General features: G+C 57.7%; 15 protein-coding genes. 8 read left to right on the forward strand and 7 right to left on the reverse strand.

Annotation, left to right across the window (positions count from 1 at the left end):
• Positions 1–169: 169 nt before the first annotated feature.
• Positions 170–745: a gamma carbonic anhydrase family protein gene (locus tag MFLA_RS12650; RefSeq protein WP_048811748.1), complete on the reverse strand. Its 576-nt coding sequence runs from the start codon at positions 743–745 to the stop codon at positions 170–172.
• A gap of 22 nt (positions 746–767) precedes the next feature.
• On the opposite strand from MFLA_RS12650, the gene MFLA_RS12655 reads away from it, so the two are divergent.
• Positions 768–1907: a homoserine O-succinyltransferase MetX gene (locus MFLA_RS12655; RefSeq protein ID WP_011480698.1), complete on the forward strand. Its 1140-nt coding sequence runs from the start codon at positions 768–770 to the stop codon at positions 1905–1907.
• Entirely contained in the window at positions 1904–2533 is a 630-nt protein-coding gene (metW, locus tag MFLA_RS12660; RefSeq protein ID WP_011480699.1) for a methionine biosynthesis protein MetW, read from the forward strand. Before MFLA_RS12655 ends, metW begins: the two co-directional genes overlap by 4 nt.
• Before the next feature lie 21 nt (positions 2534–2554).
• On the opposite strand, the gene MFLA_RS12665 is transcribed toward metW, so the two are convergent.
• Genes MFLA_RS12665 through MFLA_RS12675 form a run of 3 tightly spaced genes read right to left on the reverse strand, consistent with a single transcriptional unit; the run spans position 2555 to position 5256 of the window.
• A complete protein-coding gene (locus MFLA_RS12665) occupies positions 2555–3220 on the reverse strand; it encodes a sulfite exporter TauE/SafE family protein (RefSeq protein ID WP_011480700.1) in 666 nt (221 codons plus the stop codon).
• A complete protein-coding gene (locus tag MFLA_RS12670) occupies positions 3213–4448 on the reverse strand; it encodes an AmpG family muropeptide MFS transporter (protein WP_011480701.1) in 1236 nt (411 codons plus the stop codon). Before MFLA_RS12670 ends, MFLA_RS12665 begins: the two co-directional genes overlap by 8 nt.
• 37 nt (positions 4449–4485) lie before the next feature.
• Complete coding sequence (locus MFLA_RS12675) at positions 4486–5256, reverse strand: exodeoxyribonuclease III (RefSeq protein WP_048811997.1); 771 nt, start codon at positions 5254–5256, stop codon at positions 4486–4488.
• Between the two features lie 24 nt (positions 5257–5280).
• Between MFLA_RS12675 and pyrE the strand changes: the two genes are divergently transcribed.
• From pyrE to MFLA_RS12690, 3 genes are all read left to right on the forward strand, one after another.
• A complete protein-coding gene (gene pyrE, locus MFLA_RS12680; protein WP_011480703.1) occupies positions 5281–5922 on the forward strand; it encodes an orotate phosphoribosyltransferase in 642 nt (213 codons plus the stop codon).
• Positions 5923–5930: 8 nt separating this feature from the next.
• The gene (locus MFLA_RS12685; protein WP_011480704.1) at positions 5931–6455 is read left to right on the forward strand and encodes a DNA-deoxyinosine glycosylase; all 525 of its coding nucleotides are present in this window, start codon (positions 5931–5933) and stop codon (positions 6453–6455) included.
• A gap of 128 nt (positions 6456–6583) precedes the next feature.
• The gene (locus MFLA_RS12690) at positions 6584–7189 is read left to right on the forward strand and encodes a DUF4124 domain-containing protein (RefSeq protein ID WP_048811749.1); all 606 of its coding nucleotides are present in this window, start codon (positions 6584–6586) and stop codon (positions 7187–7189) included.
• Positions 7190–7210: 21 nt separating this feature from the next.
• Here the strand turns inward: MFLA_RS12690 and gatB are convergent, their stop codons facing one another.
• From gatB to gatC, 3 genes are read right to left on the reverse strand one after another with little or no spacing between them, the layout of a single operon-like run.
• Positions 7211–8644 (reverse strand): Asp-tRNA(Asn)/Glu-tRNA(Gln) amidotransferase subunit GatB, encoded by a 1434-nt coding sequence (gene gatB / locus MFLA_RS12695; RefSeq protein ID WP_011480706.1) that lies wholly within the window; start codon positions 8642–8644, stop codon positions 7211–7213.
• Complete coding sequence (gene gatA, locus MFLA_RS12700; protein ID WP_011480707.1) at positions 8641–10113, reverse strand: Asp-tRNA(Asn)/Glu-tRNA(Gln) amidotransferase subunit GatA; 1473 nt, start codon at positions 10111–10113, stop codon at positions 8641–8643. The genes gatB and gatA overlap by 4 nt, the downstream gene beginning before the upstream one ends.
• 9 nt (positions 10114–10122) lie before the next feature.
• Positions 10123–10410, reverse strand: coding sequence for an Asp-tRNA(Asn)/Glu-tRNA(Gln) amidotransferase subunit GatC (gene gatC / locus MFLA_RS12705; protein ID WP_011480708.1), 288 nt, complete (start codon positions 10408–10410; stop codon positions 10123–10125).
• A gap of 121 nt (positions 10411–10531) precedes the next feature.
• On the opposite strand from gatC, the gene MFLA_RS12710 reads away from it, so the two are divergent.
• From MFLA_RS12710 to mreD, 3 genes are all read left to right on the forward strand, one after another.
• Positions 10532–11575: a rod shape-determining protein gene (locus MFLA_RS12710; RefSeq protein WP_011480709.1), complete on the forward strand. Its 1044-nt coding sequence runs from the start codon at positions 10532–10534 to the stop codon at positions 11573–11575.
• A 120-nt stretch (positions 11576–11695) separates the two neighbouring features.
• Complete coding sequence (gene mreC, locus MFLA_RS12715) at positions 11696–12628, forward strand: rod shape-determining protein MreC (protein WP_011480710.1); 933 nt, start codon at positions 11696–11698, stop codon at positions 12626–12628.
• Positions 12615–13094, forward strand: coding sequence for a rod shape-determining protein MreD (gene mreD, locus MFLA_RS12720; protein WP_011480711.1), 480 nt, complete (start codon positions 12615–12617; stop codon positions 13092–13094). Before mreC ends, mreD begins: the two co-directional genes overlap by 14 nt.
• The last annotated feature ends 2 nt before the right edge of the window (positions 13095–13096 follow it).

The following is a 13096-nucleotide window of genomic DNA, read 5'->3' on the forward strand; positions in this document are numbered from 1 at the left end:
AAAGACAGCAACAACGGGACAAGGCCCGCATCGCCATCTGAAGATCAACAACTCAATGTCATGATCCGACGCGCCGGGCAATGGCAGGCAGCCGCCACAGTCGCAGAATCAGCAGAAGATTGAAGGCATTCATGATGCTTGCTACTTTAGGCGATGGCAGAGCTGCTGTCTACAGCGCATTGCCGACAGCCATCAGGTAATGCTGTTTCAGGCGCATGTAATGCTGGGCCGAATACATGAAATGGGCGATTTCCTTTTCCGTCAGCGCCCTCACCTTGCGCGCGGGACTGCCCAGATAGAGAAAGCCGCTTTCCAGCACCTTGCCTTCCGGCACCAGACTGCCTGCGCCGAGCAACACATGCTTTTGTACGACAACCTTGTCCATGACAATACTGCCCATGCCGATCAGGCATTCGTCTTCCAGCGTGCAACCATGCAGAATGACTCTATGACCGACAGTAACATTGCGACCAACAATCAGGGGGCAGCCCTGTGGCTCCCAACTGGATTTGTGGCTGACGTGAAGGATGGAACCATCCTGGATATTGCTGCCCTCGCCGATACGGATATGATTGACATCGCCGCGGATCACAGCGCCCGGCCAGACTGAGGCATGGTCACCCAGCACCACATCCCCGATGATCACTGCAGAAGGATGGATGAAAACTTCCTGCCCGACTTGCGGCGAGATTCCCTGGTAGGCGGCAAGCACAGAACCCGCTTGCGGGGTATGATGGTCCGACATAAGCCATAGTATAATCCCATCCATGCAAGATTCTTCATCTGTCGGCATCGTCGCCCCGCAAATCGCCCATTTCCAGCAACCGCTCATACTGAAAAGCGGCGAAGCGCTTCCCTCATTCGAGATCGTCTACGAGACCTATGGCACATTGAACAGCGACAAATCCAATGCCGTCCTGATCTGCCACGCACTGTCAGGCAATCATCACGCCGCAGGCCGGTACAAGGAGGACGACAAGTATCCCGGCTGGTGGGATAACCTGATTGGGCCTGGCCGGCCGCTGGATACCAACAAGTTCTTCGTCATCGCACTCAACAACCTGGGCGGATGCCACGGCAGCACCGGCCCGGCCAGCATTGAGCCAGCCACAGGCAAGCCCTGGGGCTCCCGTTTCCCCATGGTCACGGTAGAGGACTGGGTCAAGTCCCAGGCCATGCTGCTTGACCATCTCGGCATTACCCAACTGGCGGCCGTCGTCGGTGGCAGCCTGGGCGGCATGCAGGCATTGCAATGGACGCTGGATTTTCCCGAGCGCGTACGCCATGCGCTGGTAATCGCTTCCGCCCCCAACCTCACCGCGCAGAACCTGGCCTTCAATGAAGTCGCGCGCCAAGCCATCATGACCGATCCCGAGTTCCACAATGGCGACTATTATGAACACGGCGTAATTCCCAATCGCGGCCTGCGCATCGCCCGCATGCTGGGCCACATCACTTACCTTTCCGATGACGCCATGGGCGCGAAATTCGGCCGCAAGCTGCGCGATGGCAGCCTGAAGTATAACTTCGAGGTAGAGTTCGAGATGGAGTCCTACCTGCGCTACCAGGGCGACAAGTTTGCTGCTGCGTTCGACGCCAATAGCTACCTGCGCATGACCAAGGCGCTCGATTACTTCGACCCCGCCTTTGCACACGGCGGCGATCTCAGCCTGGCGCTTGCCAAGGCCAAGGCAGATTTTCTGGTCGTGTCGTTCACCAGTGACTGGCGCTTCTCGCCAGCTCGTTCGCGCGAGATCGTCAAAGCCTTGCTGGACAACGAATTAAGCGTCAGCTATGCGGAAGTCACCGCTGCGCATGGACATGACGCATTCCTGATGCCCGACCCACACTACCACCAGATTCTGCGTGCCTATCTCGCCAAGATCGATACAGGAGCCAGCGCATGAGCACAACGGAAATTGTCAAAGAAGCAGAAAGCCGCCATGATTTTGCGTTAATCGCAAACTGGATACAGCCTCAATCCAAGGTCCTCGATCTGGGTTGCGGCAACGGCTCCCTGCTATCTTTCCTGCGCGAGAAGCTTGGCGTCAAGGGCTACGGCGTAGACAAAGACGACGATAATGTGCTGGCCTGCATTGGCCATGGCGTGAATGTGATTCAGATGGATCTTGAAGCAGGTTTGGCGGGATTTGACTCCCTGTCCTTCGATTATGTCATCCTATCCCAGACCTTGCAGGCGATGGTCAATACCGAAGGCGTGTTGCGCGAGATGCTGCGCGTAGGCAAGCAAGGCATCATCACCTTCCCCAACTTCGGCTACTGGCGCCACCGCATCCAGCTCATGGCTGGGCATATGCCGGTGTCGGACAATATCCCGCACCAGTGGTACAACACGCCCAACCTGCACCTATGCACCATCGACGACTTCGAAGCACTGTGCGACAAGATGAATATCCGCATTACCGATCGTATCGTTATCAACGAAGGCAATACCGTTAGCTTCATGCCCAACCTGTTTGGTAGCCTGGCCATCTACCGTTTCGAGCAGGCAGCTTGGCCAGTCAGTTATTGATCCCAATTCTGAGTAATATACTCAAAACCAGAGGCGCATCAAGCCAAGCACGCCAAACAGCAGCACCGCCAAGCCGCTGACACGCCTAACCCACAGCCGCTGTAGCCACGCTTTGAGACGTACCGCCGCCATGCCCATCGCCAGCAGAGTGGGCAATGTTCCGATACCGAAAGCCAGCATCAGTACCCCGCCCTGCACTGGGCTGCCTGTTGCCAGAGCGGCAATCAACACGCTATAGACCAGTCCGCAAGGCAGCCAGCCCCAGATCGCGCCCAGCATGCCCGCCTGGGCAATGTTGCGTACCGGCAGCCAGCGTTTGCTGAAAGGCTGCAGCCACTTCCACAACACCGTACCGATACGCTCCAGGGCAATCACGCCATGCCAGAAATTGGCAAGATAGAGTCCCAGTAGAATCAACATGATATTCGCTAACGCATATAATATCTTGCCGACCGGCAGCAGATGCTGCAGAAAGAAGCTGCTGGCACCTACCGCGCCAGCAATCACGCCGGCGATGCCATAGCTACCGATGCGCCCGAGATTATAGGCCAGCAGCAAGCGCCACTGAGGGCGGCTACCAGGCATGCTCATGCTCACAGCGCCCACGATGCCGCCGCACATTCCCGCACAATGTCCACCGCCCAACAGGCCAACCAGCAGGGCAGCGAACAGGCTGAGCTCAGGCATGCCGCTCCCAGCCCCTGAAGCGTCGGATCATGAGCAGGCCCGGTATGGCAAGCACGGTGCACAGGAAGAAGAACATGGTCCAGCCCATTTCCCCGGCCATCCATCCCGTCGGCGTGGAGAGAATCACACGCGGCACGCCCATGAGACTGGATAGCAAGGCGTATTGGGTAGCGGTGAATCTCCTGTCGGTCATCGCGCCCATGAAGCCGACGAAGGCGGCAGTGCCCAGGCCACCGGTAAAATTCTCTACCGCGATGACGCCAGTCAGCATGGGCAGGTTGTATCCCACCTGCGCCAGCAACACAAAGCCGAAAGTCGATGCCATTTGCAGGAAGCCGAACAACCACAATGAGCGATACAGCCCGATACGCAATATCCAGATACCGCCCAGCGTGCCGCCTATCAGGGTAGCCCAGAAGCCGAACAGCTTGGCGATGGCGCCAATCTCGCTCTTGCTGAAACCCAGGTCGAGATAGAAAGGCACGTTGATGGCCGAAGCCAGGGTGTCGCCCAGCTTGTAGAGCAGGATGAAGGCAAGGATGGTGATGGCCTCGGGCCGCTTGAAGAACTCCAGGAACGGCTCCACCACGGCTTCACGCAGGGTACGGGGGCTGCCTGCGGCTTCCCTGGGCTCGGGGGAGAATAGCGTCACCAGGATGCACAAGCCCATGAATAGGGCCATGAGCTGGTACATTTTGGGAAACGTCAGCAGGTCGGCAAGAATCAGGCCACCGCCGCCAGCGAGCAGCATGCCGACGCGGTAACCGTTGACGAACATGGCGGACCCCAGGCCCAGCTCCTGATCGGACAAGCTTTCGCGGCGATAGGCATCGATGACAATGTCCTGAGATGCCGAGAAAAAGGTTACCAGCAAGGCCGCAGCAGCCACGCCCCAAAGACTGCTGGCCGGGTCGCTCATACTCAAGCCCAGCAAGGCGAGCACCAATGCCAATTGGCTCAGGGCCAGCCAGCCGCGCCGCCGCCCAAACAGCGGAATGGTATAACGATCGAACAGCGGCGCCCATAGGAACTTGAGTGTATACGGCAGGCCTATCATCGCCGCTGCGCCTATCATGGCAAGGTCGACACCCGACTCCTTGAGCCATGCCTGCATGGTGGAGCCCGTCAGGAGCAGGGGCAATCCCGACGCGAATCCCATCATCAGCGCCACCAGCATGCGCCCGCTTACCACGGCCTTGAGGGCAGCCCCCCAGCCTTGCTTGTTCATTGTGTATCCTGACTTGAAATGACTGATCTACCAAACATTATTGGTAATCAACGATAAGCGGCGCGTGATCGCTGAAGCGCGCATCCTTGTATATCGAAGCGCTGACCGCCCGCGCCGCCAATGCCGGCGTCGCCACTTGGTAATCGATGCGCCACCCGACATTCTTCGCCCAGGCCTGTCCGCGGTTGCTCCACCAGGTATAGCAGGCATCAGTGGTATCCGGATGCAGCAAGCGGTAAACATCCACCCAGCCGACTCGGCCGAATAAATCCGTCAGCCAGGCACGCTCTTCCGGCAGGAAACCCGAGTTCTTGCGGTTGCCGCGCCAATTCTTGAGATCAGCCTCCTGGTGGGCGATGTTCCAGTCGCCGCAGATGACGACATCACGGCCATCCCGGATCAATGACTCGAGGTGCGGCATGAAGCGTGCCATGACACTGAATTTGAATGCCTGCCGCTCTTCCCCGCTGGAACCGGAAGGCAAGTAAAGCGACACGACGCTCAGGTTGTCGTAGCGCGCTTCCAGATAGCGGCCTTCGCTATCGATATCAGCCATCCCCAGCCCCACAATCACAGCGTCGGCTTTCTTCCGCGAGTAAATGCCCACACCGCTGTATCCTTTCTTGTCGGCATAATGGAAATAGCCGTAATACCCTTCCGGCTGCAGCATTTCCGCCGTCATGTCGGCTTCCTGCGCTTTCAGCTCCTGCAGGCAGACGATATCGGCGTGCTGTTCCTGCATCCACGGATAAAAGCCTTTGCTGGCAGCAGAACGGATGCCATTGAGATTCAGGGATATAATACGCAACACTACAACCTTTCTTCACTCATCATGTCAGATTCAACGCAAGATTTTATCCAATTCGCCATTCAAAAGCAGGTATTGCGTTTCGGAGAGTTCACCACCAAAGCCGGACGGCTCAGTCCCTATTTCTTCAACGCGGGCCTGTTCAACGACGGCGAAAGCCTGATGCGCCTGGGCGAATTCTACGCCGCCGCCATCGTGCGCTCCGGCGTGCAGTTTGACATGCTGTTCGGCCCTGCCTACAAGGGCATCACCCTGGCCGCCAGCATCGTCATCGCCCTGGCTAGGCAAGGCCGCAACGTACCTTATGCCTTCAACCGCAAGGAAGCCAAGGACCATGGCGAGGGAGGGACTATTGTAGGCGCTTCCCTGCAAGGCAGGGTATTGATTGTCGATGACGTGATCTCGGCCGGCACCTCGGTACGCGAATCGGTCAATATCATCACCGCCAGCGGCGCCAAGCCGTGCGGCGTCGCGATTGCACTAGACCGCCAGGAGCGCGGCCTGGGCGCCCTATCCGCCGTGCAGGAAGTCGAGCAGCAACATCAGCTGCCCGTGATCAGCATCGCCAATCTGCGCGACCTGATCCAATACCTGGAGCAAGACAATGAATTGGCCACCTACCGCTCTGCCATCGCCGCATACCGCAGCGCTTATGGTGTCGAATAAATTGAGTCATGCCACAGCAGCACATGCTGGTCCATAGCTTTCCTCCAGCCATCACCCCAGGTTGCCGGGTATTGATACTGGGCTCTATGCCCGGCAAGCGCTCCCTGGAAATGCAGGCTTACTACGCCCATCCACAGAACCTGTTCTGGCCGTTCATCACTCATCTCTTCAACATTCCGCCTGAGAGTGGATATCAAGAAAGATTACGTCTGCTTAACCAGCAGCATATCGGCATATGGGATGTGCTCAAGGAATGTGTCCGCACTAGCAGCCTGGATGGCGATATCGAGGAAACCTCCATCGTTGCCAACGATTTCAGTGCCCTGTTCATGCAATTTCCCCATATCCGCCATATCTTCTTCAACGGCAGCAAGGCCGAGCAGGCGTTTCGTCGCCACGTGCTTAAGCGGCAGATCATTCCCGCCCACCTGCATTATCACAAGCTGCCTTCCACCAGCCCTGCCAATGCTTCGATCAAGAAGGAGCACAAGCTTGCGCAATGGCAGCAGATCATCTCTGCGATCGACGGCTGAACAATTCCCTTCTCTTAATAATGGGTATAATTCGGCGCAAAATCGTGCGATAGTAGGCACCAAACAATCACAATGATCCCAAACGGAGGAACGGCATGCTACGCAGGTCGCATCTGCCAACGAACGTCATGGCATACCTGCTATTGACGCTGAACACCAGTACCATCTGGGCAGCTACGGAGTCCAAGCAGCCCAGCGGCAAGATCATGAAGTGGGTGGACGAGCAAGGCATCACCCATTATGGCGATACCCTGCCACCCCAATATTCGGGCAAGGAAAGCAGCATCAGTCCGCGCGGCCTGCCGCAAACCGACGCGGGCAATAGCACAGCATCTGAACCACCCGGCAAAGAAAGCGAACAAGCGAGGCGGGACAGGACTTTGCAAGCTATCTACAGCTCGGAACACGAAATCGACCGGGCGCGCGACCGCAACCTGGAAATGGATCAGGCCATGCTGGAGGGACTGGAACAGCGCAAGCTCAGCGTTACGGCGCGCCTGCAGGCGCTCAAGAATACAGAAACCGGCTATAGCAAGCGCGGCCAGCCGTTGCCGAAAGAATTCAAGAAGGATGTCAAAAGCGCCCTGCTCGAGATCGGCAAGATCGATGAGCAAATCGCGGAGCGCAAACACCATATGGAGACCATGCGTTCACGCTTTGAAGCCGACAAGAAACGTTTCATTGAATTGAAGACAGGCGTGCCGGCAGGCGAGAGCACCAGCACGGCACATTAGATTGTACTAACCCAGGCTGAGTTAACCTGCAAGCTTGCGCTTGAGGATCTCGTTGACCTGAGCAGGATTGGCCTTGCCTTTGGAAGCTTTCATGGTTTGGCCCACCAGGGCATTGAACGCCTTTTCCTTGCCTGCGCGGAACTCTTCCACCATGGCTGCATTGGCGGCCAGCACCTCGTCCACGATGGCCTCGATCGCGCCGCTATCGGTGACCTGTTTCAGGCCCTTGCGTTCGATGATGGCGTCAGCATCACCTTCGCCTGCCCACATGGCCTCGAACACATCCTTGGCGATCTTGCTGGAGATCGTATTATCCGCAATCCGCTTCAGCAAACCGGCGAGGAGAACTGGCGACACTGGCGCATCGGTGATCTCCCGACCCTCTTCATTCAGCTTGGCGCTAATCCCACCCATCACCCAGTTGGCCACCAGCTTGGCCTCGCCACCGAACTCAGCCAGCGTTGCAGTAAAGTAATCCGCCACGCTGCGCGAAGCGGTCAGCGCAGAAGCATCGTACGCCGACAAGCCGTAATCGCGCTCGAAACGTGCCTTCATTGCAGAGGGCAATTCGGGCAGCGTGACGCGGACAGCGTCAATGTCTTCCGTCGAAATTGCCAGTGGCAGCAAGTCGGGGTCAGGGAAGTAGCGGTAGTCGTTCGCCTCCTCCTTGGTGCGCATGGCGCGCGTTTCCCCGGTGTCGGGATTGAACAGTACCGTCGCCTGCTCGATCTTGCCACCATCCTCCAGCGTTTCGATCTGCCAGCGGGTCTCAAACTCGATTGCCTGTTGCATGAAGCGGAAAGAATTGAGGTTCTTGATCTCGCGACGTGTGCCCAGCTTTTCTTGACCCTTCCGACGCACCGAGACGTTGACATCACAGCGGAAACTGCCCTCCTGCATATTGCCGTCGCAGATATTGATCCACTGCACCAGCTCATGCAGCTTTCGTGCATAGGCCACCGCCTCGGCTGCAGAGCGCATGTCTGGCTCGGTCACGATTTCCAGCAGCGGCGTACCGGCACGATTGAGGTCGATACCTGACTGACCGGGGCTTGCGCCATGCATGGACTTGCCGGCATCTTCCTCAAGGTGGGCGCGTGTGATGCGAATGGTTTTTTCCGTATCGCCGACCTGGATGGTCAAGGCCCCCTTGCCCACCACCGGGAGTTCATATTGGCTTATCTGGTAGCCCTTGGGCAGGTCAGGATAGAAATAATTCTTGCGCGCGAAGACCGAGCGCGGCGCGATCTCGGCATTGACGGCAAGGCCAAAGCGGATCGCGCATTGCACGGCTTCCTTGTTCAGTACCGGTAATACGCCTGGCAGGGCGACATCCACCACATTCGCCTGTGTATTCGGTTCTGCACCGAAAGCCGTGCTACTGCCGGAGAAAATCTTGGATCTGGTATTGAGCTGGACATGCGTTTCCAGCCCGATGACGACTTCCCAACTCATGATGCGATTCCTTCAGGCATGCGGGTATGCCAATCTGTGACTTGTTGATAGACATGCCCGGCATTGAGCATGCGCGCTTCGTCGAAATAGTTGCCGATGATCTGCAGACCCACGGGCAGCTCAACGCCGTCTGCTGCTGGCGCGAATCCGGCAGGAATACTCATGCCCGGCAAACCTGCGAGGTTGACGGCAATGGTGTAGATATCCTGCAGGTACATCGAGACCGGATCATCCGCCTTCTCGCCGGACTTGAACGCGGTGGAAGGCGCAGTCGGGCCGAGGATGAGGTCGCACTGTTCGAATGCCTTGGCGAAATCCTCTGCGATCAGGCGGCGTATCTGCTGCGCCTTGAGGTAATAGGCATCGTAGTAACCAGCGCTTAACACATAGGTGCCAATCAGGATGCGGCGCTTGACTTCCTCGCCGAAACCTTCGGCACGGCTCTTGCAATACATGTCCATGAGGTCATCGTATTCGGCGGCGCGATGGCCGAAACGCACGCCGTCGTAGCGCGACAGGTTGCTGGAAGCTTCGGCAGGTGCGAGCACGTAATAGACGGGAATGGACAACATGGTGTTGGGCAGGGTGACCTCGACGATTTCCGCGCCCAGCTTGCGGTATTCGTCCACTGCCGCCTCTATCACTTTTGCCACACCGGCATCCAGGCCTTCGGCGAAATACTCCTTGGGCAAGCCGATCCTGATGCCTGCCAGCGATTTACCCAGCTCGCGGGTGTAGTCCTCCTTCTCGCGCTGCAGGCTGGTGGAATCCCGCTCATCGAAGCCGGTCATCACATTCATCATCAGCGCCATGTCCTCGGCAGAATGCGCCATGGGTCCAGCCTGGTCCAGGCTGGAGGCAAACGCGATCATGCCGTAACGGGAAGCCAGACCGTAAGTGGGTTTAAGGCCTGACAGGCCACATAGCGAGGCTGGCTGGCGAATCGAGCCGCCGGTATCGGTGCCAGTGGCCGCGGCACAAAGGCGAGCCGCCACAGCAGCCGCGCTGCCGCCCGAACTGCCGCCGGGAACACGGCTGCGGTCCCAAGGATTCTGCACCTTGCCGAAATAGGAAGTCTCGTTGGAGGAGCCCATCGCGAACTCATCCATATTGGTCTTGCCCAGATTGACGGCGCCGGCAGCATTGAAGCGCTCGATGATGCCTGCATCATAAGGGGCAATGAAGTTTTCCAGCATCCTGGAGCCGCAAGTGGTCCGCCAGCCCTTGGCACAGAAAATGTCCTTTTGCGCAATTGGGATGCCCGTGAGCGGTCCCGCGTCGCCATTGGCGATACGCTGGTCGGCCGCCTGGGCCTGGGCCAGGCTCAGCTCCGGGTTAACGGTGATATAGGCATTGATCTCCGGGTTCAGCTGGGCAATGCGGTTGAGATACTCCTGCGTCAATTCGACGCTAGATATCTCCTTGCTGGCCAACATGTCGGCCAGTTGTTTCAAACTATGATTGATCATGACAGGGACTTATTCGATGACTTTGGGTACGAGGTAGAGACCGTTCTCAACGGCCGGTGCGATGGATTGCAGCAAGTCGCGCTGGTTGCTTTCGGTCACCACATCCTCTCGCAGGCGCTGCGTCACGTCCTGGGAATGCGACATGGGCACGATCCCACTGGTGTCTACGGCCTGCATTTCCTCGATCAGGCCGAGAATTCCGGAAAGCTTGACCAGGGTCGCTTCGGCCTCTTCCTCGCTGACAGCGATCCGTGCAAGGTGCGCAATCCTTTTGACGTCATGTGTGTTGAGTGACATTTATCCAATCCAAATCTTAAATTTCCGGGAGATATCAGGTATTATACCTTGATTTTACGCACATCTTCAGCCGCAACAACATGGCCTGCACGGCCTGCGGCAGCTCGCCAGGATACAAATAATGTTCGGTCTTTTAAACAGCTACTTTTCCAACGATCTCGCCATTGACCTTGGCACAGCAAACACCCTGATTTACGTACGTGGCAAGGGTATCGTCCTTGACGAGCCATCCGTGGTGGCAATCCGCCAGGAAGGCGGCCCCACAGGCAAGAAGACCTTGCTGGCCGTAGGCCTGGAGGCCAAGCGCATGCTGGGCCGCGCGCCAGCCAACATCACCGCGATCCGCCCGATGAAGGATGGCGTGATTGCCGATTTCACCATCACCGAGCAGATGCTCAAGTACTTCATCCGCAAGATCCACGAATCCCGCCTGTTCAGCCCCAATCCCCGCATCATTATCTGTGTACCCGTCGGCTCCACGCAGGTGGAGCGCCGCGCGATCAAGGAATCCGCGGAAATGGCCGGCGCACGGCAGGTCTACCTGATCGAGGAACCGATGGCCGCAGCAATCGGCGCCAATATGCCGGTCGCGGAAGCGACGGGATCCATGGTGGTGGATATCGGCGGCGGTACCACCGAAGTCGGAGTGATTTCGCTGGGCGGCATTGTCTATGCAAAATCGGAGCGTGTCGGCGGCGACAAGTTCGATCAGGCCATCATCGACTACATCCGCCGCAACTACGGCATGCAGATTTCCGAACCGACCGCAGAATTGATCAAGAAGCAGATCGGCTCCGCATTCCCGGGTTCCGAAGTGCTGGAGCTCGAAGTCACCGGCCGCAATCTGGCCGAAGGCTTGCCGCGCAAATTCACCATTTCCAGCAATGAAATCCTGGAAGCGCTGACTGAACCACTCAACTCCATCGTCGGCGCAGTGAAATCCGCCTTGGAGCAAACCCCTCCCGAGCTCGGTGCCGACATCGCCGAAAAAGGCATGGTATTAACCGGCGGCGGCGCATTGCTGCGCGACCTGGACCGCCTGCTGCTGGAAGAAACCGGCCTGCCGGTGATCGTGGCAGAGGACCCGCTGAGCTGTGTCGCCCGCGGCTGCGGCAGGGCATTGGAAGAAATGGACAAGCTGGGCAATGTATTCGCCTACGAATAAATTGCGTTATCATGCGTACGGAATCAGGCCATATCACAATGGCCTGTTTTTTATTACCCGGCGCCCTGCAGGCTCCGCCATACCCTAGCAAACTAGACCAGACAACTACTTACATATCTCATGCCACGCGCCTTAGAACACCAACACCACACTGGCTTCTTTGTTCGCGGCCCGAGCCCCATCGCACGCCTGCTGTTTTTTTCCGTGCTATCTTTGGCGCTGATTGTCACGGATGCACGGCTCAACTACCTTATCGAAGTGCGCCAGGGATTCATTGCCCTGCTTCACCCCCTGCAGATCATTGCCAATGCCCCGCTCAGCCTGGTTGAAGACGTAGGGGCATACCTGCATACCCAGACTACCCTGGCGGAAGAGAACACCCGCCTGCGGCACCAGGCCCTGATGCATGCGGAAGAGCTGCAGCGCTTCCAGGCGCTGATGGCTGAGAATGAGCGACTACGCAGCTTGCTGGGCGCAGCCCAGGTATCCAGCCAGCCGGCAAGGCTTGCCGAGATATTGCATATGGGGCGCGACCCGTTCAGCCACAAGGTGGTCGTCAACCTCGGCTCAAGGCAGAACATCGTTCCGGGCCAGGCGGCAATTGATGAGCACGGGGTGATCGGCCAGGTCACGCGCGTTTATCCTTTCAGCAGCGAAGTGACGCTGATTACCGACAAAGAGCTCTCCATCCCTGTACAGATCGAACGGAACGGTTTGCGGGCCATCGCGTTCGGGCAAGGACGCAATGCGACATTGGAATTGCCCTCCCTGCCTGCGAACGTTGATATCCAGGTAGGTGACAAACTGGTGACTTCCGGCATCGATGGTATCTACCCGCCAGGCCTGGCTGTCGCCGAAATCATCCGCGTAGAGGCCGACGGCGACTCGCCCTTTGCCCATATCATCGGCAAACCCATCGCCGGTATCGATCGTCACAGGCAACTCCTTCTGGTCAGCATTCCCCAGGTTGAGCGCCCGGCAGACAGCAGCGCTGTGAAAACCAACTCCGCCACTCAAAAAACCACCCCGACCAAGCGCCATGTCCGCAACTAGCCTGAAACCCGTATACCTGTCGTTACTGGTGGCATTGCTCATGCAAATCCTGCCATGGTCAGGCAGCCTGCTGACAATACGCCCAGAATTTCTCCTGCTGACTGTGCTTTATTGGACACTGAGAGCGCCCCATCTGTGCAATATCGGCACCGCTTGGTTCGCCGGCCTCATGATGGACCTGGCTTCAGGCGGGTTATTCGGTCAGTTTGCGCTCGCTTATTCCGCTGCGTCTTTTTTTGCAGTGTCCTACCAGCGACGCCTTGCCCTATTCAACATCTGGCAACAAGCAGGTTACGTGTTTCTGCTGCTCCTGCTCAGCCAGGTCATCACCCTGGTGCTGAAACTATTCTCCGGTGGTGAGCTGCCGGGCTGGCAATATTTCCTGCCCAGTGTCAGCGGCATCCTGCTCTGGCAATTCGTCACCTTTTCACGTCTCCGTATCGATAGCCGATCCGACCAGGCCTGATC

Origin of the sequence: Methylobacillus flagellatus KT (assembly GCF_000013705.1) — a bacterium.
Lineage (GTDB): Bacteria > Pseudomonadota > Gammaproteobacteria > Burkholderiales > Methylophilaceae > Methylobacillus > Methylobacillus flagellatus.